Annotated in this window: 21 protein-coding genes; 18 read left to right on the top strand and 3 right to left on the bottom strand. The window is 67.3% G+C overall.

Translation table 11 applies throughout. The features are described from left to right. Positions 1-76 precede the first annotated feature (76 nt). The 8 genes from FB468_RS03940 (at position 77) to FB468_RS03905 (ending at position 7110) form a co-directional block, all read left to right on the top strand. Positions 77-1600 (top strand): aminopeptidase P family protein, encoded by a 1524-nt coding sequence (locus FB468_RS03940; RefSeq protein WP_246055740.1) that lies wholly within the window; start codon positions 77-79, stop codon positions 1598-1600. Positions 1601-1792: 192 nt separating this feature from the next. After that, entirely contained in the window at positions 1793-2239 is a 447-nt protein-coding gene (gene rpsP / locus FB468_RS03935) for a 30S ribosomal protein S16 (RefSeq protein ID WP_141886184.1), read from the top strand. A gap of 17 nt (positions 2240-2256) precedes the next feature. After that, complete coding sequence (locus tag FB468_RS03930; protein ID WP_141888115.1) at positions 2257-2505, top strand: RNA-binding protein; 249 nt, start codon at positions 2257-2259, stop codon at positions 2503-2505. 1 nt (position 2506) lies between these two features. Then, positions 2507-3133: a ribosome maturation factor RimM gene (gene rimM, locus FB468_RS03925; RefSeq protein ID WP_141886183.1), complete on the top strand. Its 627-nt coding sequence runs from the start codon at positions 2507-2509 to the stop codon at positions 3131-3133. Next, complete coding sequence (gene trmD, locus FB468_RS03920; protein WP_141886182.1) at positions 3130-3873, top strand: tRNA (guanosine(37)-N1)-methyltransferase TrmD; 744 nt, start codon at positions 3130-3132, stop codon at positions 3871-3873. The genes rimM and trmD overlap by 4 nt, the downstream gene beginning before the upstream one ends. Positions 3874-3882: 9 nt before the next feature. Next, a complete protein-coding gene (locus FB468_RS03915) occupies positions 3883-5226 on the top strand; it encodes a Mur ligase family protein (RefSeq protein WP_141886181.1) in 1344 nt (447 codons plus the stop codon). Beyond that, on the top strand, positions 5226-5951 hold the full coding sequence (locus tag FB468_RS03910; protein ID WP_141886180.1) for a type 1 glutamine amidotransferase: 726 nt from the start codon (positions 5226-5228) through the stop codon (positions 5949-5951). The genes FB468_RS03915 and FB468_RS03910 overlap by 1 nt, the downstream gene beginning before the upstream one ends. A gap of 601 nt (positions 5952-6552) precedes the next feature. Then, the gene (locus FB468_RS03905) at positions 6553-7110 is read left to right on the top strand and encodes a YceI family protein (RefSeq protein WP_141886179.1); all 558 of its coding nucleotides are present in this window, start codon (positions 6553-6555) and stop codon (positions 7108-7110) included. Here FB468_RS03905 and FB468_RS03900 read toward each other — a convergent pair. After that, on the bottom strand, positions 7107-8192 hold the full coding sequence (locus tag FB468_RS03900) for an FUSC family protein (protein WP_141886178.1): 1086 nt from the start codon (positions 8190-8192) through the stop codon (positions 7107-7109). The genes FB468_RS03905 and FB468_RS03900 overlap by 4 nt on opposite strands. Next, positions 8189-9241 (bottom strand): App1 family protein phosphatidate phosphatase, encoded by a 1053-nt coding sequence (locus tag FB468_RS03895; RefSeq protein ID WP_246055739.1) that lies wholly within the window; start codon positions 9239-9241, stop codon positions 8189-8191. Before FB468_RS03895 ends, FB468_RS03900 begins: the two co-directional genes overlap by 4 nt. Positions 9242-9459: 218 nt before the next feature. Here FB468_RS03895 and FB468_RS03890 point away from each other — a divergent pair, with 218 nt between their 5' ends. From FB468_RS03890 to cydC, 4 genes are read left to right on the top strand one after another with little or no spacing between them, the layout of a single operon-like run. Then, positions 9460-10926, top strand: coding sequence for a cytochrome ubiquinol oxidase subunit I (locus FB468_RS03890; RefSeq protein ID WP_141886177.1), 1467 nt, complete (start codon positions 9460-9462; stop codon positions 10924-10926). Positions 10927-10941: 15 nt separating this feature from the next. Further along, positions 10942-11985 carry a cytochrome d ubiquinol oxidase subunit II gene (cydB, locus tag FB468_RS03885; protein ID WP_141886176.1) on the top strand — a complete coding sequence of 348 codons (1044 nt, stop codon included), beginning with the start codon at positions 10942-10944 and terminating at the stop codon, positions 11983-11985. A gap of 15 nt (positions 11986-12000) precedes the next feature. Beyond that, entirely contained in the window at positions 12001-13716 is a 1716-nt protein-coding gene (cydD, locus tag FB468_RS03880; RefSeq protein WP_141886175.1) for a thiol reductant ABC exporter subunit CydD, read from the top strand. After that, positions 13713-15395, top strand: a complete 1683-nt coding sequence (cydC, locus tag FB468_RS03875; protein ID WP_141886174.1) for a thiol reductant ABC exporter subunit CydC — start codon at positions 13713-13715, stop codon at positions 15393-15395. The genes cydD and cydC overlap by 4 nt, the downstream gene beginning before the upstream one ends. A gap of 237 nt (positions 15396-15632) precedes the next feature. Here cydC and FB468_RS03870 read toward each other — a convergent pair whose 3' ends face one another. After that, positions 15633-16472, bottom strand: coding sequence for an aminotransferase class IV (locus tag FB468_RS03870; RefSeq protein ID WP_141886173.1), 840 nt, complete (start codon positions 16470-16472; stop codon positions 15633-15635). Between the two features lie 28 nt (positions 16473-16500). Between FB468_RS03870 and FB468_RS03865 the strand changes: the two genes are divergently transcribed. The 6 genes from FB468_RS03865 (at position 16501) to FB468_RS03840 (ending at position 23923) form a co-directional block, all read left to right on the top strand. Next, positions 16501-17868: an anthranilate synthase component I family protein gene (locus FB468_RS03865; protein WP_246055738.1), complete on the top strand. Its 1368-nt coding sequence runs from the start codon at positions 16501-16503 to the stop codon at positions 17866-17868. Between the two features lie 24 nt (positions 17869-17892). Beyond that, positions 17893-20481 (top strand): leucine--tRNA ligase, encoded by a 2589-nt coding sequence (gene leuS / locus FB468_RS03860; RefSeq protein WP_141886172.1) that lies wholly within the window; start codon positions 17893-17895, stop codon positions 20479-20481. 78 nt (positions 20482-20559) lie between these two features. Next, positions 20560-21228, top strand: a complete 669-nt coding sequence (locus FB468_RS03855; RefSeq protein WP_141886171.1) for a hypothetical protein — start codon at positions 20560-20562, stop codon at positions 21226-21228. Positions 21229-21365: 137 nt separating this feature from the next. After that, positions 21366-22325: a ComEA family DNA-binding protein gene (locus tag FB468_RS17360; RefSeq protein WP_141886170.1), complete on the top strand. Its 960-nt coding sequence runs from the start codon at positions 21366-21368 to the stop codon at positions 22323-22325. A gap of 275 nt (positions 22326-22600) precedes the next feature. Further along, entirely contained in the window at positions 22601-23599 is a 999-nt protein-coding gene (locus FB468_RS03845) for a hypothetical protein (protein ID WP_141886169.1), read from the top strand. Further along, positions 23600-23923, top strand: a complete 324-nt coding sequence (locus FB468_RS03840; RefSeq protein ID WP_141886168.1) for an acyltransferase family protein — start codon at positions 23600-23602, stop codon at positions 23921-23923. The last annotated feature ends 5 nt before the right edge of the window (positions 23924-23928 follow it).

Genomic DNA, 23928 nt, shown 5'->3' with positions numbered 1-23928 from the left:
CGCGTCGCGGCTTGCCGGCCCCGCGCCTTCTTTCTCCCGCGCTTTCAACCTCTCACGCTCCCTGAAAGGAACACCCATGACCCACCACCACGATGTCCAGACCTCGACTGGCCCTACGCTCAGCGGCCTCGGTCTCACCGTCAACGTCGTCGACTGGGAGTCGGGCATGCCGAACTCCCGCGCGACCCGCCGCGACCCGCGCATGCCGCTGCTCACGGAGGCGACCGGGTTTAGCGCGTGGATGTCTGAGGGGTGGGGCGACGCCGAGCGTGAGCTGCCGGTGGAGGAGGGGGCAGCGGGCGCCGCTGCCGACCACCGCGCGAGGCTGTCTGCTGCGCTGCCCGGGAGCACGATCGTCGTTGCGGCGGGCCGCTCGCAGCTGCGCGCGAACGACACCTACTTCGAGTTCCGCGCCGACAGCGACTTCCTGTGGGCCGTGGGCTACGGGATTGAGGACGCAGTGCTCGTCATGCGCCCCGTCTCCGGCGGTCACGACGCGACGCTCTACATCACCCCGCCGGCGCGGCCCGGCAGCAAAGCCTTCCACGCTGACGCGAACCACGGCGAACTCTGGGTCGGGCCGATCGCGGGCGTCGAGGAGGTCGCCTCGGCCCTCGACATCGCTGTGCGGCCGATCGGCGAGCTCGCGGAGTCTGGTGTCGCTGACGACGCGCTGATCGCGGGCGCCGCGGTCGTCGCCCGCGGCGCGGGAGCGGCGCTCGGCGGGCGCGCGCGCTCGGCCCGCCTCGCGACCGTGCTCTCGGAGCTGCGCCAGATCAAGGACGCCTGGGAGATCGTGCAGCTGCGCGCCGCGAACCTCGCCACGATCGACGGCTTCGCCGCGGTGACGCGCGAGATCCCGAACGCCATCGCGGCGGGCGGGGAGCGCTGGCTGCAGGGCACATTCGACCGGCACGCGCGCACGGTTGGCCAGGCCCCCGGCTACGCGACGATCGTCGGGTCAGGATCGCACGCGCCGATCCTGCACTGGGTTCGCGCCGATGGCGCGGTGGATCCCGCGGAACTGCTGCTGCTCGACATGGGCGTTGAGATGCGCTCCGGCTACACCGCCGACGTGACCCGTACGCTCCCCGCGAGCGGGACGTTCTCTGACGCTCAGCGCCAGGTGCACGACCTCGTCGAGAAGTCGCACCGGGCAGGCCTCGCGGCCGTGCAGCCCGGGCGCCTGTGGGCAGACTTCCACGCCGCCTGCATGGAGGTGCTCGCCGAGGGGCTCCACGACTGGGGGATGCTCCCGGTCTCCGTCGACGAGGCGCTCTCGGCCGACGGCCAGCACCACCGGCGCTACATCGTGTGCGGCGTCGGCCACCACCTCGGCCTCGACGTGCACGACTGCGACTCGTCGCGCTACGAAACCTACCTCGGCGGGACCGTGCAGACCGGAATGGCGCTCACCGTCGAACCCGGGCTTTACTTCCACTCGTGGGATGAAACGGTGCCGCCCGAGCTTCGCGGCATCGGTGTTCGGCTCGAGGACGACCTCGTCGTGACCGAGACCGGGCACGAGGTCATCTCCGACGCACTCCCCATTGACGCGGCCGGTATCGAGGCCTGGATGCGCTCCGTTTCCGGGGCCTAAGCCGCCTGCGGGGTGAGGGGGTGCCCGCGAGCACGCCATAAAACCCCTGATCCCAACAAAAATTGCATTTCGGACGACAGTGTGGCAAACTTGCCTAGTTCGCTTTTGCGTACCAGGCTTCCGCGCCCCGTGCCCCTGTGGCCGGCGACATTGCGCGGCGTCACACGTAACCCAACCTGAAGGAGCCAGCACATGGCAGTCAAGATTCGCCTCAAGCGCCTCGGCAAGATCCGCGCACCGTACTACCGCATCGTCGTTGCAGACTCGCGCACCAAGCGCGACGGCCGCGTCATCGAGGAGATCGGCAAGTACCACCCGACCGAGAACCCCTCGTTCATCGAGGTGAACTCGGACCGCGCGCAGTACTGGCTCAGCGTTGGCGCACAGCCGACTGAGCAGGTCGCAGCGCTCCTCAAGCTGACCGGCGACTGGGGCAAGTTCACGGGTGAGGGCTCGACCGAGTCGAAGGTGCTCGCACCCGAGGCGAAGGAAGTTTTCGAGGCTGACGCCAAGAAGAAGTCGGTTGTTCGCCCCAAGGCTGAGAAGCCGGCAGAGGCTCCTGCCGAGGAGGCCGCTGAGGCTCCCGCCGAGACCGAGGCACCGGCTGAGGAAGCCGCTGCTGAGTCGACCGAGGCCTAGGCCTCTTGGCTGAGATGGTGCTCGCTGACGCGCTTGAGCACCTCGTCCGTGGGGTCGTTGACCACCCGGACGAGGTGCGTATTCAGCAGCGCGCGGGAAGCCGCGGCGAGACCCTCGAGATCCGCGTTCACCCGGAAGACCTGGGACGGGTCATTGGCCGCAGCGGCCGAACCGCTCAGGCGCTCCGAACCGTGATCTCCGCACTCGCCTCGGGTGAGCGCGTGAGGGTCGATATCGTCGATACCGACGCACCTGAGGCCGGCTGATATGGCAGACGCTCCTAAGCGTGCGCAGGCTCCCCGTCCCGCTAGCGGGGCGGGGAGTTTGCGTGTCGGACGACTGACGAAGCCCCACGGGCTCAAGGGCGGCGTGAAGCTCGAGATGTTCACGGACAATCCCGACCTCCGCTTCGTTCCCGGCGCGACCTTCCACCTGCAGGTCCCTGAGGACTCGGAGTGGTTCGGCAAGACCATCGAGCTTCGCGAGCTGCGGTGGTTCAACAGCATGCCCGTCGGCTTCTTCGCCGAGGTGCCCGACCGCACCGCCGCCGAAAGCATCGTGCGCGCGATTCTGTGGATCGATGAGCAGCAGGTTGCCGCCGGCTCCGAGGAGAACGCGTGGTACGCCCACGAGCTCGTCGGGCTCGACGTCGTGCAGGCCACGGACGACGGCGGTACCGAGAAACTTGGCACCGTCGCAGAGATCCAGCACTTTCCCGCGCAGGATCTGCTCGCCGTCGCGACACCCACAGGCACCGTGCTGGTTCCGTTCGTCGAGGCGATCGTTCCGTCGGTCGACCTCGAGGCCGGGATCGTGACAATGACCCCTCCGGCCGGCCTGTTCGGCGAAGGCGCGATCGAAGACGGCACGCAGAACCCGGGGGCCGGCGCGTGAGGATCGACGTCGTCACGATCTTCCCGGGGTACTTCGATGCCCTCGAGCTCTCGCTCATGGGGAAGGCTCGCGACCGGGGCCTCATCGACCTGCACGTGCACGACCTGCGCGACTCGGCGCACGACAAGCACCGCACGGTCGACGACACGCCGACCGGCGGGGGTGCCGGCATGGTGATGAAGCCGGAGCCGTGGGGTGCGGCACTCGACGGGATCCTCGTGGGTGCTGGCGCCGGTAGTGACGCGGCTTCCGAGGCTGGCGAGCAGCCTCTGGCTGAGCCCGCGGCCGAGCCGCTCATCATCTTCCCCTCACCCGCAGGTGAGGTGTTTACCCAGGCGATGGCGCGCGAACTCGCGCACGAGCAACACCTGGTGTTCGGCTGCGGCCGTTACGAGGGCATCGACCAGCGCGTCTTCGAAGAGTACGCTGAGCGCGGCCGTGTTCGGCTCGTGAGTATCGGTGACTACGTGCTCAATGGGGGAGAGGTCGCCTCGATTGCGATGGTCGAGGCCATTGGCAGGCTGCTGCCGGGCGTCGTGGGAAACCCCGACAGCCTCGTCGAAGAATCGCACGAGGCGGGGCTCCTCGAGTACCCGAGCTACACGAAGCCCGCCGAGTGGCGAGGCCGCCGCGTGCCCGACGTACTGCTCTCCGGAAATCACGCCGCGATCGATGCGTGGCGCCACGAACAGAGCGTCGAACGCACGCGCCGTGTTCGGCCTGACCTGCTGGGCGACTAATCTTGATCCATGCGTGATTTTTTCTCGGCTGCGGTCGGTAAAGCGGTGCGAGCAGCCGCGCGACTCCGAGGCGGCGGCTCTGCACTGCCCGGCCTCGTTGTCGAGCGGCTCGACCCCGGCTTCATGGCTCGGGGGCTCGCCCGCCTGCCGCTCGGCGTCATCGCCGTGAGCGGCACGAACGGCAAGACCACGACGACGAAAATGATCGTCGAGATGCTCGAGGCGCAGGGGCTGACCGTCTTCACGAACAAGACAGGGTCGAACTTCTCCCGGGGCGTCGTCGCGGCGATGATCGGCGAGAGCACGGCGGCCGGGAAGCTCCAGGCCGACGTCGCGGTGCTCGAACTCGATGAAGCACACGCCATGTTCTTCATCGAGCGCGTGAAGCCGCGCTTCACGCTGCTCCTCAACGTGCTACGCGACCAGCTCGACCGCTTCGGCGAGATCGACACGACGGCGCGCTACCTGCAGCGCATCGCCGACGCGACGACCGACGTGCTCGTCGTGAACCGTGAGGACCGACTCATCGCAGAGATCGGCGACCGCACCCGCGAGCGCGCCGCGGCAGGATCCGGCCCCGAGGTGCGCGAGTTCGGCCTCGCGCCCGCGCTCCTCAGCACATTCCCCGGCGACGACGACTTCCACGTCGTGCCGGGCCAGGCTGCTGGGGACGCTGCCACCGACCCAGCCACCGACACCCGTGGGGCAGCTGACGTCACCCTGCTCGAACTCGGCAAGAACGCGGCGACCTTCCTGATTGACGGCGAGGCGCACTCGACGCCGTTGCAGCTCGAGGGCCTCTACAACACGTACAACGCAGCCGCGGCGCTCGTCACCGTGCGCGCGGTGCTTGAGCGAGCGGTCGCGGAGGGGGCCGACACGAGCGCTCGCACGACCGAGGTGCTTGAAGCGCTGTCGACGGTGCGCCCGGCGTTCGGCCGCGGCGAGAAACTCGAACTCGACGGCCAGCCGCTCGAGCTCGTGCTGGTGAAAAACCCCGCCGGGTTCCGCCTCGGACTCGCGTCGTTTGACGCTGAGGGCGTCGCCGTGATGATCGCCGTGAACGACCAATACGCTGATGGCCGCGACATGTCGTGGCTGTGGGACGTCGACTTTGAAACCCTCCGCGCCGGGGGAGTCGACACCGTCACCGGCACGCGGGCCTGGGACATGGCGCTGCGGCTCGAACACGACGACGTTCCCGTCGGCTCGGTGGAAGAAGACCTCGGTGCAGCGCTCAGCTCGTTCCGGGCGCAGACCCAGGGGCGGCCGCGCCGCATCTACTGCACCTACACTGCGATGCTCGGCCTGCGGAAGCGGCTCTCTGAGATCACCGACGTGGAGGAGATCTAATGTCAGACAAGCCTGAACTCGTGATCGTCTCGCTCTACCCGCGCGACATGAACATCTACGGTGACCGGGGAAACATCCTGTCGCTCACCCGCAGGGCCAGCGCTCACGGCTACGAGCCGCGCGTGATCGACCTGAATGTCGGCGATGAGCTCCCCGAGCACATCGACATCGTGATCGGCGGTGGCGGGCAGGATTCCGGCCAGGCGCGGGTCGCGGCGGACCTCGCGGGCCGGGCCGGGCAGTTCCGTGAGCTCGCTGATGCGGGAACTCCCATGCTCGTCATCTGCGGCCTCTACCAGCTCTTTGGCCACCGCTTCGTCACGGCCTCGGGCGCGACGCTTGAGGGCATTGGCGTGCTCGACGTCGAGACCCGCGGAGGTGCGGAACGGATGATCGGCAACGTCGTCGTCGAATCCGCAGACTTCGGGGAGATCATCGGCTACGAGAACCACAGCGGCTTCACCGTGCTTGGCGAAGCCTCCGAGCCGCTCGGCCGGGTGACGCAGGGCGCGGGCAACAACCCCGACGACGGGACTGAGGGCGCGCGCACCGGAAACGTCATCGGGAGCTACCTTCACGGGTCGCTGCTGCCGAAGAACCCGGCCATCAGTGACTTTCTTATCGAGACGGCCGCGCTGCGCCGCTACGGTTCGTTTGAGCCGGTAGCCAGCGTCGACCCAACGGTTGAGCGGGCTCGCGCGAGCGCAAAGCGCCGCCCCCGCTAGGCAACGCCCCGGCTAGGCGCACTGGGCCCGCACGCATGGGCGGTGGCACGCCCGAATTGGTGTCGGCGGTTTCCCGTCCCGCCCTCGTTTACCCGGAGCTGGTGTGGGCGCCTTCCCGCCCCGCCTCGTTCGCGCCCGGAGCTGGTGTCGGTAGTTTCTCGTCCCGCCCCCGTTCGCCTCCATTCGCCCCGAATTCTCTATTGCGCCCCAAATACCCGGAACATTTGGGGTGCAATAGAGAATTTGCGGGACGGAGGTTGCGGGCGGAGGTCGCGGGCCGGATTTTGAGAGCCGGAGGTTGCGGGCGGTGTTAAGAGCCAAGGTTGAGGTGCGTCTGTTCCGCGGAGCGTCAGAACGGCGCGCGGGGTGCCCAGGTGCCAGGGCGCCAGGACGCCGGGGCGCCAGGGCGCCCAGTGCACGCCCGCCAGCCCACGCACAGCACCACCTAAAAAGATTTTCAAGAATCCGGGAATAGATGCGTCTGCATGTAAGTTGTTCTCTGTGTCCGCAAGATCCCGGACGCCAACTTAGTGGCAACCAGCAGCGGCAGTCAGCAGTGACAACGCTTGGCGCTGGACACGTTTTTGAAAGGTAATCTCACATGACGCTCACCGCAGATCAGATCCCCGGCTACCGCGCAGGCACCTGGAAGATTGACGCCACGCACTCCGAGGTCGGCTTCTCGATCCGCCACCTCGCGATCAGCAAGGTGAAGGGCAAGTTCGAGGACTTCGACGCGACCTTCGTGACAGGCGAGAACCCGCTCGACTCGACGGTTACCGCAACCGCAGAGGTCGTCTCGGTGAACACAAACGAGAAGAACCGCGACGGCCACCTCCGCACCGGCGACTTCTTCGAGGCTGAGCAGTTCCCGCAGCTCACCTTCACCTCGAACGGCGTGCGCGTTGTTGACGGCGACTTCAAGGTTGACGGTGACCTCACCATGCGCGGCGTGACGAAGCCCGTCACGTTCGACTTCGAGTTCGGCGGCTTCGGCGAGGACCCGTACGGCAACTACAAGGCGGGCTTCACCGCGAAGTCGGTCGTGAAGCGCGAGGACTTCGGCCTCACCTGGAACGCGCCCCTCGAAAAGGGCGGCTTCCTGCTCGGCGACGATGTGACGATTACCATCGACGTGCAGGCGGCGCTCGTTAGCTAGTCGAGCTCTCCGGTGATCCTGCCGCGCACGCGGCGGAGATCCTCCATGAGTGACCCGATGAGCACCCAGTGCCTGGGTGGCGGCCTCGGAATCGTGTACGGCGCAGTGAGCGCCGGCGGTTCCGGGGCCGTGCTCGTTTCGGTCGCGCTGGCCGCGTCGGCGGCCGCCGTGCCGAGCAGCGCGAGGTCGTGAGCGGCGCGCCGAATCTCGCGGCGCATCCCGATGACCGACGGATCCTCCACGAGCTCCGCGTCGTAGAGATCGTAGAGCGCACGCGACATGCCGATGACCTGGGTGACGATCGGCTGCACCCGCTGGAACAGGGCGTCGTCTTCGAGCAGCTGCCGCATGTGCCTGCGGCTCCTTGGGTTCAGCCGCAGGCTTTCGCGAGCGCGCCGGAGCGCCGCGTGCACCGCCGCGCGCTCCTCGTGGAGTTCGCGCGCCGACTCGAGCATGTCCTCAAGCCATGCGTCGTCTCTCGGCGTTTCGAGCGCGTCCGCCAACCGATCCAGAGCTCGAGCCGCGTTTTCCGTGAGCGAGATGATCTCGTCGTGCATTGCGCCGGTGCGCACCGGCGCCGCGATGATCGCGTTCACCGCGACCCCGATCGCCGCGCCGATCGCCGTCTCGACGAGCCGCTCGACGCCGTAGCCGATCTCGGAGCCGCCGAGCGCGATCATGAGCATCGCGGAGATCGCGATCTGATTGGTCGAGGTGGCGCTCATGCGCAGGAGCCAGCCGACGCCCATGGAGACGAGGATCGCGGCGATGAACAGCCACGAGCTTGTCCCGAACAGCGCACCCGCGCCGAGCGCGACCGACACCCCGAAGAGCACGCCGACGACGCGCTCAATGCCCTTTGTGAGGGACTGGTCGACGCTCTCCTGCACGACGATGAGAGCGGCAATCGCGCCAAACATCGGCAGCGATCCGGGGAAGAACAGCAAGCAGACGAACCAGCTGAGCACCGCCGCGCCGCCGGCCTTGGCGAGCTGCAGCGCCGGAGGCCGCTCGGCCGTCGTGAACCTGCCGGTGACCCGCTGCTCGGCGCGCTTCCACCTGGCAGCTGATGACTCGCTCATAGAAGGCCGAGTTTCGTGAGCTCCTCGCTCAGCGTCGCGCCGTCGGGCCCGTACACCCAGGGAACTCCGCTGGCGTCTTTGTGCTGCTTGGCCTTGGAACGGCCGCCCGCGAGCACTGCCTGCCCGACGGAGAGCTGTCTGATTGCGACCGCGGCAACGTTTTCGGGGTGGTCGCGGGCGAACTCGGCGTAGAGCGCCTCATCGTGCTGGCCGTCGTCACCGAAGAGGATCCAGCGCACCCCGGGGAACTCGCGGGCGAGCCGCTTGAGTTCGCGCTGCTTGTGCTCGCGGCCGCTGCGGAACCAGCGGTCGTGGGTGGGGCCCCAGTCAGTGAGGAGAAGGGGGCCCATCGGGTAGAGGTTGCGCGCGAGGAACCGCGAGAGGGCTGGCGCGGCATTCCACGCGCCGGTGGAGAGATAGATGAAGGGCGAGCCCGTGTGTTTCTTCGTCAGCCGGTCGTAGAGCACGGGCATTCCGGGGGTCGCGCGCCGCGCGGTCTCGTCAAGCACGAAACTGTTCCATGCCGCAACGAACGGCTTCGGGAGCGCCGTGATGAGCACGGTGTCGTCGACGTCCGACAGCACGCCGAGGCGCGCCGTGGGGTCGACGATCTTCACGGGCGCGTGCGCGGCCTCGTCCTCGCTCACCTGCAGTGTGACGGTGTGCCACCCTGCGGTGAGGGAGACGCGCACGATCGAGTCGATGACGCCGCCGCGGTCAGCGACGACCTCTGCGGCGGGGACGTTGTCAACGAGCACAGTGACCCGCTGGTACGGCACGTAGACGCTCGTGAAGGTGCGCCACCCGCGTACGCGTGACACCTCCTGCACGTCAGGCCTGAACCGCGAGTGCTCGCTCGTGTCGGGGCGCAGGTAGAGTACGCGGCCGAGTACGCGTACCCACTCCGTTGTTCCGTACCCGATGTAGGGGATGACCGACGGGGTCTTGCCCCGCTTCACCGCCTGCTTGGCACGACGACGGTGCATACGATCCTCGAACCGCGCCGCGAAACGGGGGCGGCTGTCAGGCATGTCGTCTGGCGAAGTCACCTAGCCAGTGTATGACGAATCGCCTGCGTGCTCGCGCTGGCCCGCGAGGCAAAGAATCTTGACGTCAAAACGGATTCGCAGGGAACTCTCAGCTTGCATATACTGACAACAGTTGGTGTTTACCAGCGCCCCGCGGGCACACCCGCCCGTAGGGAATTCCTACGGGAGTAATGCGTTCCTGCGTAGTGAGCGCTCCTCTCCTGGTTATAGGAGAACAAATGAATGAGTTTCTCGACCCCGTAGCGCTCGCGCGCTGGCAATTCGGGTTGACCACCCTGTATCACTTCATTTTCGTGCCCCTCACCATCGGAATGGCGCTGCTCGTCGCCATCCTGCAGACGGCGTGGGTACGGACAGGCAAGGAGAAGTACCTCCGCCTCACCAAGCTGTTTGGCAAGGTATTCCTCATCAACTTCGCGATGGGCGTTGTGACCGGCATCGTGCAGGAGTTCCAGTTCGGCATGAACTGGTCGAACTACTCCCGCTTCGTCGGCGACATCTTTGGCGCCCCGCTCGCTATGGAGGGCCTCATCGCCTTCTTCTTCGAGGCGACGTTTATCGGCCTCTGGATCTTCGGCTGGGACAAGCTGCCGAAGAAGATCCACCTCATGACGATCTGGTTCACCTGGATTGGCACGGTGCTGTCGGCCTACTTCATCCTCGCCGCAAACGCGTTCATGCAGAACCCTGAGGGGTTCGTGCTGAACGAGGAGCGTGGGCGTGCCGAGCTCGAGAGCATCAGCGATGTCCTCCTGAACCCCGTCGCGCTCACCCAGTTCCCGCACACCATCTTCGCGTCGCTCATGTTCGCGGGCGTTGTGCTCGTGTCGGTCGCTGCGTGGCACCTGAAGCGCAATCAGTTCGTTGACGAGATGCGCACCACGCTCCGCTTCGGCGCCTGGACGAACATCATCTCGTTCATCGGCGTCGGCCTGAGTGGCCACTCGCTCGGCCTCGTGATGACCGAGACGCAGCCGATGAAGATGGCAGCCGCGGAAGCGATGTACAACACGGCCTCGGGCCGCGACGCGTCGTTCTCGCTGTTCAGCCTCGGTACCCCGGATGGCGCGCACGAGATCTTCTCGGTGCGCATCCCGTACCTGGCCTCGTTCCTCGCTACGAACTCCCTCGATGGCACCGTTGAAGGCATCAACGATCTGCAGGCCGAGTACACCCAGATGTACTGCGGCGGTGCGGACTCGCTGCTCACCTGCCCGACCGACGGCTCCTTCGTGCCGATCGTGTGGGTCACCTACTGGGCCTTCCGCTGGATGATCGGCCTCGGTGCCATCGCCGCGCTCGTCTCCGTCGTCGGCCTGTGGCTCACCCGCAAGGGCAACATTGAGCTGCCGAAGTGGACCTGGACCGTTGCGATCTGGACCGCGCCGCTGCCGATGCTCGCATCGCTCGTTGGCTGGGTCTTCACCGAGATGGGCCGCCAGCCCTGGATCGTGTTTGGGGTGATGACGACAGAACAAGGCATCTCCCCGGGAGTGCCCGGGTGGGCCGTGCTTGTCTCACTCGCGGCCTTCACCATCGTCTACGGTGCGCTCGCGGTTGTTGAGTTCGGTCTCATCGTGAAGGCCGTCAAGGCCGGAACCCCTGAGATCGCTCGTGTGGGCGGCGGAGACGGAACCGACGGTTCCGGCGAAGTCGACCAGAACCAGCTCGCGACGGTCTACTAGGAAAGGAGAGAGATCATGGAATTGACTACCGTATGGTTCCTCATCGTCGGCGTCATGCTCATCGGGTACTTCGTGCTCGACGGGTTCGACTTCGGTGTAGGCATGTCCCTGCCTTTCCTCGGAAAGACGAACACTGATCGCCGTGTGCTGATCAACACCATTGGCCCGGTCTGGGACTTGAACGAGACCTGGCTCATCGTGGCCGGCGCATCGCTGTTTGCCGCGTTCCCTGAGTGGTACGCGACGATGTTCTCGGGCTTCTACCTCGCGCTGCTCTTGATCTTGATCGCGCTCATCCTCCGCGGTGTGTCGTTCGAGTTCAGGCACCAGCGCAAGGGCGTCAAGTGGACCCGCTGGTTTGACCAGTTCATCTTCTGGGGTTCGGTACTACCCCCGCTGCTGTGGGGCGTCGCGTTTGCGAACCTCGTTCAGGGGCTGCCGATTCGCGCAGTTGAGGGAGGTGGCTGGCTCTACGAGGGCACGCTGCTCACCCTGCTGAACCCGTACGGGCTGCTCGGCGGCATCGTCGTGATGCTGCTCTGCTTCACGCACGGCCTCGTGTTCGTCGCGCTGAAGACCGTCGGCGAGATGCGTGACAACGCGCGCAAGATGGCCAAGAACGTTGGCCTCGTGACAATCGTGCTCGCCGCCGCCTTCCTCGTCTGGACGATCGTGATGAACCTGTCGAACCCGAACATCGGGCTCATCATCACCTGCGCCGCCATCGCGGCAGTCGCCCTCATCGGTGGCTGGGTTGCGAACCTCGCCGGTCGCGAGGGTTGGGCATTCGCCGGAAACACTGTGACAATCGCGTTTGCGCTCCTCACGATCTTCTCGGCGCTGTTCCCGAACCTCATGATCTCGACGTTCGGCGGCGAGAACACAATGAGTGTCGTCGGCGCAGCAAGCTCGCAGAAGACGCTCGAACTCATGACGTGGGTTGCGGTGTTCACGCTCCCGCTCGTGCTCGCATACCAGGCGTGGACGTACTGGGTCTTCCGGAAGCGGTTGACCCACGACATGATCCCCGCCGAAACGCCCGCCGAGGCCACCGTCTAGGCGGCCCCGACCCACATGAAGCCCTTCGATCCACGTCTGTTGCGTGTTGCGGGCGCCGCCCGCTCGGTGTTCGCGCTCGGTGCGCTACTCGGAGTAGTGCGCACCGTCGCGATCATCGCTTGGAGTTGGTTCCTGGCGCAGGCGATAGCCGCGGTGGCTATCCCCGTGTTCGAGGGGCTGTGGGATACCGCCGGAGCGGGGCGGGTTGCGGAGGGCGTATTCGCCCCGAGCAGCCTGCCCTGGCTCGCGGCCGGCGCGCTGGCTTCGGCCGTTGTGCGCGCGCTCTCGACCTGGGGGATGGATGTCGTTGCCGCCCGCGGTGCCGTCAAGGTGAAGGCCCAGCTTCGCGCTGCCGCACTTGACGCCCTCGACGGGCGCAGCCCCGAGGCGACCTCAGCGATGCCCGACGCGAAGCTCGCGACGGTACTTGGCCGCGGCCTCGACGCGCTCGATGGGTACTTCTCGGGCTACGTGCCCCAGCTCATTCTCGCGGTCGTCGCCACCCCGATCCTCGTCGCGACTGTCCTCTTCTCTGACCTGCTCAGCGGCGTGACCGTGCTCATCGTGTTCCCGGTCATCCCCCTCTTCATGGTGCTCATCGGGCTCGCGACCCAGTCGGTGCAGGGCAAGCAGTGGGACCAGTTGCAGCGGCTGTCGGCATCCTTCCTCGACGTGGTCGAGGGGTTGCCCACGCTCAAGATTTTCCGGCGGGAGAAGCGCCAAGCCGCGCGCATCACCGCCGAGACCGAGGAGTACCGCTCGCGCACCATGAAGGTGCTCCGGGTGACATTCCTCTCAGGGTTTGTGCTCGACCTCGCGGGCACCTTCTCGATCGCACTCGTCGCGGTGACCGTTGGAACGCGGCTCGTCGCGGGGGAGTTCCCGCTCTCGCTCGGGCTTTTCGTGCTGCTCGTGTTGCCCGAGGTCTTCGTGCCGATCAGGCAGGTCGGTGCGGCCTTCCACGACTCGACCGAGGGGCTCGCGGCGTCAGAGGACGTCTTCGCGCTCATCGAGGGGGAGGATCCGGCGGCCGGCGCCGAAGCCCCGGTCGCCCACACGGTAACCGGTCGCGCGCCCTCCGCGGAGACCACACCCGGGCTCTCGATTGGGAATCTCGAGATCCGGCGCGGTGAGAGGCTCGTAGCAGGCCCCGTAGACTTCGACGTCGCCCCAGGCGAGTTCGTCGCACTTGCCGGGCCCTCTGGAGCCGGCAAATCCTCGATCCTTGCGGTCATCCTTGGCTTCCTTCCCGCGGCCGCTGGCAGTGCTACCGCGAGCGGGCCGATCGCCTGGGCCGGGCAGCAGCCCGGTCTCGTGCAGGGTTCACTGCTCGACAACGTTGCGCTCGGGAGTGAGGCGCCCGACGCGGCGCTCGCCCGCGACGTGCTCGCCCGGCTCGGGCTCGGTGACCTGCCGCTCGACAAAGAGCTTGGTGCGCTCGGCTCGGGCCTCTCAGGCGGGCAGGCGCAGCGGGTATCGATCGCGCGTGCGCTGTACCGCGCCACGGAAGTCGACGCCGACGTCGTACTCCTTGACGAGCCGAGCTCTGCCCTCGACACGGGCAGCGAAAACCTCGTCATCGAGGCGGCGCGAGCGGAGGCCCGTGCAGGGCGCGCCGTGCTCGTCGTGAGCCACCGGCCCGCGCTTCTCGCAGCCGCCGACAGGCTCGTAGAGATCTTGCCGCCCACGGCGGAACCCGCACTAGATTCCGAGAGGGGCATGCGCCTGTGAGCGTTGAGACCGTGCTCAAACGAGCGACACCCTCCTGGCGTCGCTCGCTCCCGGGTCAACTCCTCGGGATCCTCTCCGACGGTGCCGCGGTGGGCCTGCTCGCCCTGAGCATGTGGCTGATCACCCGGTCGGGCGAGCAGCCCCCGATCCTACACCTCACGTTCGCGATCGTCGGCGTTCGCGCTCTCGCGATCGGGCGCGCCGCGTTCCGCTACACCGAGCGGCTCTCGAGCCACGACGCCGCGCTGCTCCAGCTTGCGAAGCTTCGCGCCGACACGTTCACGGCGCTCGTGCCGCGGGTGCCCGGGGCGATCGAGTCGTCGCGCCGCGGTGAGATCCTCGCCACGTTCGTTGACGACGTCGACCAGCTGCAGGATCACCCGCTCCGCGTGCGGCAGCCCCTCATAGTGAGCCTCACCGTAACGGTGCTCACGGTGCTTATCATCGCGATCGCGTCGCCCGTCGCGGCCATGATCCTTGCCGGCGTGCTGCTCGTTGCGATGCTGCTCGGTGCGTCGCTCTCCAAGCGCATTGCGGGCCAGAGCGATCGCGAGCTCGCGGACGCCCGCTCCGCTCTCACCGACGCGCTGCTTGACCGCTTCGCTTCCGCGAGCGTGCTCGCTGCGTTCGGCGCGCTCGGCGCGCAGCGAGCCCGGATCACCGCGGCAGAGGAACACCTGAGCCGCGTTCAACTCACCCGCACACGGGCGGCTGGGCTCACCGGGGCGATTGTCGCGCTGGGCGCGGGCATCGCTTCGACCGCGATCCTCCTCACCGTCGCGCCTGGCGCGGGCGCGACGTTCTCCGTTCCCGTGTTCGCGGCAATCGTCGTCGTCCCGGCGGCGGTGTTCGACGTGTTCGCCCAGGTGTTCGCCGTGCTCACCGCGCGCCGCACCGTCGAGGCGAGCGCGGTGCGTGTTTCGCAGCTGACGGAGGGCACGATTCCGCCCGAGATCCCTGTCGACCCCGCGGATGGCGTCCGCGCCGGCTCGGGGGCGGTGCTTGATGCTGCGCCGGTCGCGGTTCCTGTGGCGGTGCCGGGTGAGCCGCTCGTCGCGGTGCGCGACCTCGAGATTGCCCACCCGGGCGGGGCAGCGGTGATTTCCGGGCTGTCGTTTGAGCTGAACGCCGGCGACCTGCTCGTGCTCACGGGCGATAGTGGAACGGGCAAGTCAACGCTCGCGCTGGGACTCGCCCGCTTCCTCGACTACCGCGGGAGTTACACGCTCGGCGGTGTCGAAGCCCGCGAGTTCACGGGAGAGGCAGTGCGCAGCTTTGTCGGGCTGTGCGAGCAGCAGCCTCACCTTTTCAACACTGACATTAGGCAGAACCTGAAGTTCGCACGCGAGAGCGCCACCGACGAGGAGCTGCTCGACGCCCTGGAGCGGGTGGGGCTCGGGGACTGGGTCCGCGAGCGCGGAGGCCTCGATGCGCGGGTGGGCGAGCGCGGGGCGCTCGTCTCGGGCGGTCAGATGCAGCGCATCTCGCTGGCCCGAGTGATCCTTGCGGACTTCCCCGTCGTCATCCTCGACGAGCCAACCGCGGGCGTCGACCAGCTCGTCGCTGACAGGCTGCTGCGCGACCTGCTCGGGGCGATCCCGGACGATCGGGCGGTGATCCTCATCACGCACACGGCCGTTCCCGAGGGCGTGCCTATCTCGGCGAGGGTCGCGCTGTAAGCGGGGTGGCGCGGTGGCTCTGTGGCGCTGTAGCGGGGTGGCGCGTGCGTGGCTTGGCCCGACGCCCTGGCCTGGTGTCCACGCCCTGTTCCTCAAATATTCTTGTGCACCCCAAACTTCCTCGAAAAACGAGGGGGTGTGGCGAATTTGAGGGGGGACTGGAACTGGGACCGAGTCCGGGGCGGGATAACAACGGGGCTCGTGCGGGTAAGCAGCGCGCGGCGCCCACAAGCCGGTTCACCCGAGTAGCGGCTCCCGGGAGGAGTCGAGCGCGGCACGGAAGTGTTCCAGCCGCTCCGGGTTGGCACCTGGAAGCGGGATGTCGTCGAGGTGCGACACCGGCCTGATGCCGTGCAGGGCATTCACTGCCCACACCTCGTGATTCCGGAGCGCGTCGACGGTGATGTGCGACTCGCCCAGAGACCAGCGGGGTACATCGTAAGTGGTGTCGAGAGGGGCTGTCGGCTCACGAAGAACCTCCCGGCGAAGCAGGCGCTCGGTCACCGACGCGACCCTCTCGGTGTGCGCGACGACAAACCCTGTGCCGGGGTGCGCGTCATCCGTCGGCCAGAGAATCAAGCTTGTCGTCGCGCCCTCCCGCACGCGGCCCCCCGGGTCGACGAGGAGCGCCTCGCACCCGTGCTGAGCGTTTAGCGCCGCGTACCGCGAGATGTTGGGGCCCTTGCGGCGAGCAGCGGTCGCGGGGTCAGAGACCTCGGTTCCGAGCGCGAGCGTGTCCAACAGCTTCGGGAGTGGTCGCAGCGACAGGCCAAAGGAGAGGGTGCCGTCGGCGGCGAGCCAGCACTCGAGTCGGGGGAACCCTTCGCCGTACGCAGCGATCTCCGCGCGCGCCTCATCGAGGAAAACGTCGAGCGATGGGCCAGCGGTGCAGGGCCAAGTACTGTCGAATGGACCACCGTCATGCCGAAGCCCGTCGCGCCGTGCCGCGTCCGCGACAGCCCAGCGAAACCTCTCAAGGTGGAGGGCGAGCCCGCGAACCTCCGCACGGCCGCCGCTGACGCGCACCCGGAACGAGTCGGCGGCGACAAGCCTCGGGGCGTCGGCGGATGTGTCCATGGCGCGAGCGTAGCACTACGCTGTGAGGGTGGAACACGGGGGAGTCTCTGAGGCGGCGGCGCTTGCTGGCCAGCTGACGGCTGCCGGCGCGGCAGCGGCGCTGTCGACAGCGGGATCAGCGTGGTTCTGGCTCGACGGCGAGGCTGCTGCGGCGGGGGAGCCCCGAGTCAGCTACCTTGGCATTGCGAGCGAGGTGCGTGAGGCCGCGCGCGGGGACGAGCGCGCCTTCCTCGAAGGGCTCCGGGCACACGGCGGGCCGCGCTCCGGTACTGGCGCAGGATCGCACAGCGATGCGGAACCCGTCGGGTTCGGAAGCGGCTGGGTCGTCGCCCTCGGCTACGAGTTCGGCGTCGCGCTGCTGGGCGTTGAGCCGCAGCCTGACAGTGCTGCTCCCGCTTTTGCGCTGCGGGCTGAGGCCGTTCTGGCGATCCACCATGGCACTGGCGAGGCGCGATTCAGCGGCGACCCGTCGGTGGCCGCGCGCCTCCGGGATCTGGTGTTGCGGGGCGCCGCGAGCACAGACCGCGGGCCCGAGGAACCCCGGAGCGCCAACCACAATGCCCCCCGCTGGCGCCGGCAGGACTATGACGCACAGGTCGAACAATGCCGGAGCGCTATCCGAAACGGCGACGCCTATGTGCTGTGTCTCACCGACACCGCGGAGGGGGCGACGACCGCCGCCCCGCTCGACCTCTACCTGCAGTTGCGTGGCGGCGCCCTCCGTGGCGGCGTCATCGTGACCGGCGACCGGGCGCTCGTGAGCGCGAGCCCCGAGCGGTTTTTGAGCGTGAGAGCGGGAAGGGTGTCGACACACCCGATCAAAGGGACCAGACCGCGCGGGGCAGATGCCGCGCTTGACCGAGCCCTTGCTGAGGAGCTTGGCTCTGACCCGAAGGAACGCGCCGAGAACCTCATGATCGTCGACCTCATGCGCAACGACCTTGCGCGCGTGTGCGAGCCGGGCAGCGTGCGCGTCGAGCGCTTTCTCGCGGTCGAATCGCACCCTCGTGTGCACCAGCTCGTGAGCACGGTGTCGGGCGCCCTTGCCGACGGCATGGACGCCGTCGACGCGATCGCCGCCTGTTTCCCGGGCGGGTCGATGACGGGTGCCCCGAAGCGGAGCGCGGTCGAGATTCTCGCCGGTCTGGAGGTGGGCCCGCGGGGGCTGTACTCGGGCTGCTTCGGCTGGCTCGGCGACTCCGGCGCGGCAGAGCTCGCGATGATGATTCGCGGCATCGAGCTCCGGGGCGCGGGGCTGCTCCGGGGACGCGAGCAGTCGGATCAGGAGCGTCAGGCGCTCGTCGGCGCGGGGGGTGGGATCACGATCGATTCGGATCCCGCGGACGAGGTCCGAGAACGAGATCTGAAGGGCGCCGCGATGCTGGCAATCCTTTGACTCCGGGCGGGATAAACTGGGTGGATGTGTGCGGCCGTCGCGGCCGGACGAAGACCGACGAGTGTTGAGGTGCGTGTGAGCGAGCAGGGAACCGGCCAGCAGGATGCTGAGCAGGGGTATGACTTCAAGGCGATTCAGGATCGTTGGCTTCCGGTCTGGGAAGACCTGAAGCCGTTCGAGGTGCCCGAGGGGCTAGAGTCTGATCGGCCGCGCAAGTACGTCCTCGACATGTTCCCGTACCCGTCGGGCGACCTCCACATGGGGCATGCCGAGGCGTTCTGCTTCGGTGACATCATGGCGCGCTACTGGCGCGGCCAGGGATACGACGTGCTCCACCCGATCGGATGGGACTCGTTCGGCCTGCCCGCCGAGAACGCCGCGATCAAGCGCGGCGTCGACCCGCGCGAATGGACCTACGCGAACATCGCGCAGCAGAAGGCGTCGTTCCGCACTTACGCGCCATCGTTCGACTGGAGCCGCGTGCTCCACACGAGCGACCCCGAGTACTACAAGTGGAACCAGTGGATCTTCCTGAAGATGTACGAGAAGGGCCTCGCGTACCGCAAGGCGAGCTGGGTGAACTGGGACCCGGTAGATCAGACCGTGCTGGCGAACGAGCAGGTGCTCGCCGACGGCACTTCCGAGCGCTCGGGCGCTATGGTCGTGAAGAAGAAGCTCACGCAGTGGTACTTCCGAATCACCGACTACGCGGATCGCCTCCTCGATGACCTCGACGCGCTCGAGGGCCGCTGGCCGTCAAAGGTGCTGAACATGCAGCGCAACTGGATCGGGCGTTCGAAGGGCGCCGAGGTCGAGTTCGAGATCGAGGGCCGCTCTGCGAAGGTTCCGGTCTTCACGACGCGCCCCGACACCCTGCACGGCGCTACCTTCATGGTCGTCGCTCCCGACTCAGATCTCGCGGCGGAGCTGGCCGCCGGAGCGTCAGCCGAGGTTCGGATGCAGTTCCAGGCATACCTCGAGGCGACCCAGAAGCAGACCGAGATCGAGCGCCAGAGCACTGACCGCGAGAAGACCGGCGTCTTCCTCGATCACTTCGCTGTGAACCCCGTGAACGGCGAGCGCATTCCCGTCTGGGCATCCGACTACGTCCTTGCCGACTACGGCCACGGCGCCATCATGGCGGTCCCAGCGCACGACCAGCGCGACCTCGACTTCGCGCTGAAGTTCGAGCTCCCCGTGCGCGTCGTCGTTGAGGTGTGTGACGAGGACGGCGAGATCCTTGCCGATCCGAGCGAGTCCGGCGTCGCGACCTCCGGCGAGGGTAAGGTCGTGAACTCCGGCGAGCTCGACGGCCTCGACAAGGTCTCGGCGATCGCGAAGGCGATCGAGATCCTTGAGGAGCGCGGCACCGGCCGCGCGACCACCACGTACCGCCTGCGCGATTGGCTCATCTCCCGCCAGCGTTACTGGGGCACGCCGATCCCGATCCTCTATGCGGAGGACGGCTCGATGCGCCCGGTCTCCGAGGCATCCCTGCCCGTCGAGCTTCCCGCGGCCGCGGGCCTTGACCTCAAGCCGAAGGGATCATCGCCGCTCGGCGCCGCGACCGAATGGTCGACGGTCGTCGACCCTGACACCGGTGAGACCCTCACGCGCGACCCTGACACGATGGACACCTTCGTTGACAGCTCGTGGTATTACTTCCGCTTCCTGTCGGCGAACGACCCGACGCAGGCGTTTGACCCCGCCGAGGCGAAGAAGTGGGCTCCCGTCGACCAGTACGTCGGCGGTGTTGAGCACGCGATTCTGCACCTGCTGTACTCGCGCTTCATTACGAAGGTGATGTTTGACCTCGGGTACATCGACTTCGAAGAGCCGTTCCTCGACATGCTCAACCAGGGCATGGTGCTGCTCGACGGCGCCAAGATGTCGAAGTCGAAGGGCAACCTTGTCGAGTTCGCCTCTGAGCTTGAGGAGCACGGCGCTGACGCGCTGCGAGTGACGCTTGCGTTCGCGGGCCCGCCGGAGGACGACATCGACTGGGCTGATGTCTCGGTGCAGGGCTCGGCGAAGTTCCTCGCCCGCGCCTGGCGCATTGCGCACGACGTCGAGGTCGGGGGAGCGCCGGTTGGTGCAGACTTCTCGGCGGGCGACAAGGCGCTGCGCCGGAGCACCCACCAGCTGCTCATCGACGGGCCGCAGCTCGCGGAATCGTACAAGTTCAACGTCATCGTCGCCCGCCTCATGGAGCAGGTCAACGTCACGCGTAAGGCAATTGATTCGGGCGTCGGCGTCGCCGACCCCGCCGTCCGCGAGTCGGCCGAGGCGATCGCAGTGATTCTCTCGATGTACGCCCCGTATGCCGCTGAGGACATGTGGGCAATGCTCGGTCACGAGGCCACCGTCGCGCTTGCGGAATGGCCGAAGGGTGACGCCTCGCTCACCGTCGTCGACGAGGTGCTCATGATCGTGCAGGTCGACGGCAAGGTGCGCGACAAGATCACCGTGTCCGCGTCGATCAGCAACGACGACGCTGAAGCGGCTGCCCGAGCGTCGGCGAACGCGCAGCGCGCGATCGGAGACCGTGAGATCGTGAAGGTCATCGCGCGTGCACCGAAGATCGTCTCGATCGCAACGAAGCCCGCGGCGTAGCGCCTGCTTGTTTGCGGTCCCAGAGGGGCGCCCCCGGAATAGCCCGGGGGCGCCCCTCTGCTTTGCTAGGGTGGCCGTATGGTCCCTCCGGTTCGGAAGTCGTCGCTGCGCTGCACTGCGGTGGCCCTCATCGCAGGTGCGCTTGCCGGAGGTGTCGCGCTGACCGCGTGCGCACCCGCAAGCGAGTCGGCGCCGACGACAGCTCCGCCGTCGCAAACGCCAGCCCCGTCGCCCGACCCATCTGGAAGCGAGGGGTCGGGGAATGGGGGCGGAGCTGGCGCATCGTCTGATCCGGTCATCCCGGCCTGCGGGGGAATCATCACCGACGCCCAGGTCCGCGAGAGCTTTAGCCCAGAGATGGAGCCCTGGTCAGGGCCTGAACAGGTCGCCATCACGAACGGTTTTGGCCCATCGGCGCTTGCGGCGTTCGAGGGCGCGAAGAGCGTCACTGAGTGCTACTGGGGCGTGCCTCTCTCCGGCCACACGGTGAATATGTTCGTCGCCACGCTGCCTCCCGAAACTCGGGCAGGGCTCGTGGCAGACCTCCGCGACTCGAACTACGTTGAGTCGCAGTCGAACGGTATCACCCTGTTCTCGTACACCGTGAACGACGACGGGTGGCAGCAGAACATCTGGTTTGGGTTCGTCGGGAATGTTTGGGTCGCATCAGTCCAAGCCTGGGAGCAGGCCGTGGTCGAGCTTGCGTTCGAAAACATCCGCGCAGCGAATCCCGGGTGGGAATCGTAGGCCCCCTAGTTTTCTGGCTGCCTGGGCTTTCCTAGCTGCTCGCTCCACATGGGGCGCGACTCCCGTGTTTGAGCGGTCTTCTCCCCAATTCGTTCGGCGCCCCGGCAAGCTGAGCACGGCTGCGGTTTGGTCGGTGCATGACCAAACATCACCTGGAGCGCGGACGCCGCGCCTCCCACTACTCCGTGTACGAGACCGCGCCCAAGTCCGGGCCAGGCTCGGTACACGGGCCAGACCCGCTTCCCGTGTTAGACCCGCTTCCCGCGTTAGATCCGCTCAGAGACGGTGAAACAAACCGCGCCGCCAGCGCGAGTCCCGGCCGATGGGAGCGCAAGCCCGGCCGAGGCCGGCTCACGGACGACGACCCGCTGAGCTGGCAGCCCGAGCTCACCGCGTGGGAGCGGATTCGCGCTCAGCTCAGCGTCCCCAAAGCGGCGGCGGTTGTCGTGTTTGCGATCGCACTGATCGTGACGGCCGTGGTGATGCTGCGTGCGCTGGGGGACCCTGTGACGTCTGAGGACAGCGCCGGCTCGCCCAGTCAGAGTGCACCAAAGCTCGAAACGGCCTCCGCCGGTGCACAGTCGGGGCGGGACGCGGCGGGGGCCTGGCCGGAAGATCCCGCGCGGGGTGCGGCGGAGACGAAGATTTTCGTGCACGTCGTGGGTGAAGTCGAACGCCCGGGCGTCGTCGAGCTTCAGGCCGGTGATCGCGTGCTCGACGCCATCACCGCGGCCGGAGGGGCCACGCCGCGGGCCGAACTCTCGGCCGTGAACCTCGCCCGCGCGGTGACCGACGGCGAACAGATAGTCGTGCTCGATGCCGAGGCGGCGGCGCAGTTGCCGACCGAATCTGCGCAGGGAAACGCTTCGGTCCCATCCGGCGGCGGGCCGGGCGGATCGGCAGGGGGCGGGATCAACGTTAACAGCGCCTCGGTTGACCAGCTGACGGAGTTGCCGGGCATCGGGCCGGCGCTCGGACAGCGCATCGTCGATTGGCGGGAGGCGAACGGCCCCTTCACTTCAGTCGAACAGCTGACCGAGGTGAGCGGCATTGGGGCGAAGACCCTTGAGAGGTTCAGGGACCGGGTGATTCTATGAGGTCCGTCGGACGAGCAACCGCGGATGGGCGGGTGCCGGGCAGAGTTCAGGCGCGCAGCGCAGCGCAGCCGACTCCGCCCCCTCCGCACGGGCAGTGGCGCTTGCTCGCGGCAGCCCTCCTCTGCTGGGCCGCGAGCGCTGCGCTCATCCACGTGCCCGGCACGGCACGGGCACTTGCGGTGATCTGTGTGGTGGCTGGCATAGCGTGCTGCGCGGTCTTGGGGCTGCCGCATGTTCGGAGCCGGGGTAAGACTCTGCACCCCGCGGCCGCCCCAGTGGCTCAAGGGGCTGCGCCACGCGTTCGCGGTGCCGCCGCGGTGTCGCTCGTTGCGCTTGCCTGCCTGGTCTTGATCACGGTGCGTATTGACGCTGGTGAGCGACGGCGCGAACTCCCGGCTGGCGTTCTCGCCGCCGGTCAGGGTGGCGGCCTCAACCTGAAGGTAACGCTGTCCGGCTTCCCTGCAGGGGCGCGGGGCTTCGACGACGAGCCACGAAGCTGGGTCCGCGGTTCCATTGACTCGGTCGCCTGGGGAGCAACGCAGCCGAACATGCGTCCCGCGGGCCCGGATCACATGCGCCTTGGCGGGGTCCCAGTCATACTGTGGGGGCCAGAAGCTCCAGACCCGACCTGGTATCCGGGAATGGGTGTGTGCGTGTCAGGGGGTCTCAAACGGGGGCCGCCCCAAGACGCCGCGGCCTACGAGGTGTCGGTGACTGCGATCGAAGCATGCCAGAGCGCCGAGACCGGGTTCTGGAACGCGGGTTCGCTTGCGCGCAACCTTGGCCACGGAATTGCGTCAATGCGCTCGGGGCTCAGGGGCGTCGCAGCCGAGACGCGTGACGCGGAACTGGTGCCTGGCCTTGCTGTTGGCGATACCGAGCTCGTCAGTGATGAGATCGACGACCTCATGCTGGAGGCAAACCTCACGCACCTGACGGCGGTCTCCGGAGATGCAGATGATACTGAGGGTGAGTTATCCGATGCCTTCATCCGCACCACAGCACGTGACACGCCAGCGCCGGCCATCGCTTCGCGATGTAGATCACTGTCGTTATGTGGCCGTCCCGTCAGGGTCATTGCAGGCTCACTACTCATTGTGCTGATCGGTGCAGCGCTCATCACTGACTTCTATGCCGGTCCGATGCGCACGACCGCGATCGCTGTGGCGTTCTTCGCGATGGGTGCTGTGCTGTCACGGGGCGCGCACCTCGCGCGGTGGCCGGGATGGCCGGCACTGGTCGCGTTGATCCTCATCGCACCGACCGACGGGTGAGTGGGTGAGCTGCTGGCGCTGCCGGTGGTCGCGTACGCGGTGATCGCCATCGGTTCACGAAAGGGTAGGGTCGCCAGTGCCGTACGCAAAGCGGGCGACCCCTCCTACGGCATGTATTTGTGGGGCTTTCCTATTCAGCAGCTGCTCATACAGGCCACCGGCACGACGTCCATTGCGCTTAGCATCACCGTCGTCCTTCCGCTCGCGGCTGGGATGGGATACCTGTCGTGGTGGCTGGTTGAGCATCCGTCCATCCGATTCGGGGCGAAGCTGTCCCGCCTCGCGTCACGAGCTGTGCGCGAAGATCGGGCAGTTCAGAGCTGAGCCTC

The organism is Leucobacter komagatae, from assembly GCF_006716085.1.
Classification (GTDB): Bacteria; Actinomycetota; Actinomycetes; order Actinomycetales; family Microbacteriaceae; genus Leucobacter; species Leucobacter komagatae.
This window is presented reverse-complemented; position numbering and strand designations above follow the sequence as displayed.

Excerpts from the sequence above, each read along its gene's own strand:
- FB468_RS03940 (WP_246055740.1), top strand. The coding sequence starts at position 77 with ATGACCCACCACCACGATGTCCAGACCTCGACTGGCCCTACGCTCAGC.
- rpsP (WP_141886184.1), top strand. The coding sequence starts at position 1,793 with ATGGCAGTCAAGATTCGCCTCAAGCGCCTCGGCAAGATCCGCGCACCG.
- rimM (WP_141886183.1), top strand. The coding sequence starts at position 2,507 with ATGGCAGACGCTCCTAAGCGTGCGCAGGCTCCCCGTCCCGCTAGCGGG.
- FB468_RS03915 (WP_141886181.1), top strand. The coding sequence starts at position 3,883 with ATGCGTGATTTTTTCTCGGCTGCGGTCGGTAAAGCGGTGCGAGCAGCC.
- FB468_RS03910 (WP_141886180.1), top strand. The coding sequence starts at position 5,226 with ATGTCAGACAAGCCTGAACTCGTGATCGTCTCGCTCTACCCGCGCGAC.
- FB468_RS03905 (WP_141886179.1), top strand. The coding sequence starts at position 6,553 with ATGACGCTCACCGCAGATCAGATCCCCGGCTACCGCGCAGGCACCTGG.
- FB468_RS03900 (WP_141886178.1), bottom strand. The coding sequence starts at position 8,192 with ATGAGCGAGTCATCAGCTGCCAGGTGGAAGCGCGCCGAGCAGCGGGTC.
- FB468_RS03890 (WP_141886177.1), top strand. The coding sequence starts at position 9,460 with ATGAATGAGTTTCTCGACCCCGTAGCGCTCGCGCGCTGGCAATTCGGG.
- cydB (WP_141886176.1), top strand. The coding sequence starts at position 10,942 with ATGGAATTGACTACCGTATGGTTCCTCATCGTCGGCGTCATGCTCATC.
- cydD (WP_141886175.1), top strand. The coding sequence starts at position 12,001 with ATGAAGCCCTTCGATCCACGTCTGTTGCGTGTTGCGGGCGCCGCCCGC.
- FB468_RS03870 (WP_141886173.1), bottom strand. The coding sequence starts at position 16,472 with ATGGACACATCCGCCGACGCCCCGAGGCTTGTCGCCGCCGACTCGTTC.
- leuS (WP_141886172.1), top strand. The coding sequence starts at position 17,893 with ATGTGTGCGGCCGTCGCGGCCGGACGAAGACCGACGAGTGTTGAGGTG.
- FB468_RS03855 (WP_141886171.1), top strand. The coding sequence starts at position 20,560 with ATGGTCCCTCCGGTTCGGAAGTCGTCGCTGCGCTGCACTGCGGTGGCC.
- FB468_RS17360 (WP_141886170.1), top strand. The coding sequence starts at position 21,366 with ATGACCAAACATCACCTGGAGCGCGGACGCCGCGCCTCCCACTACTCC.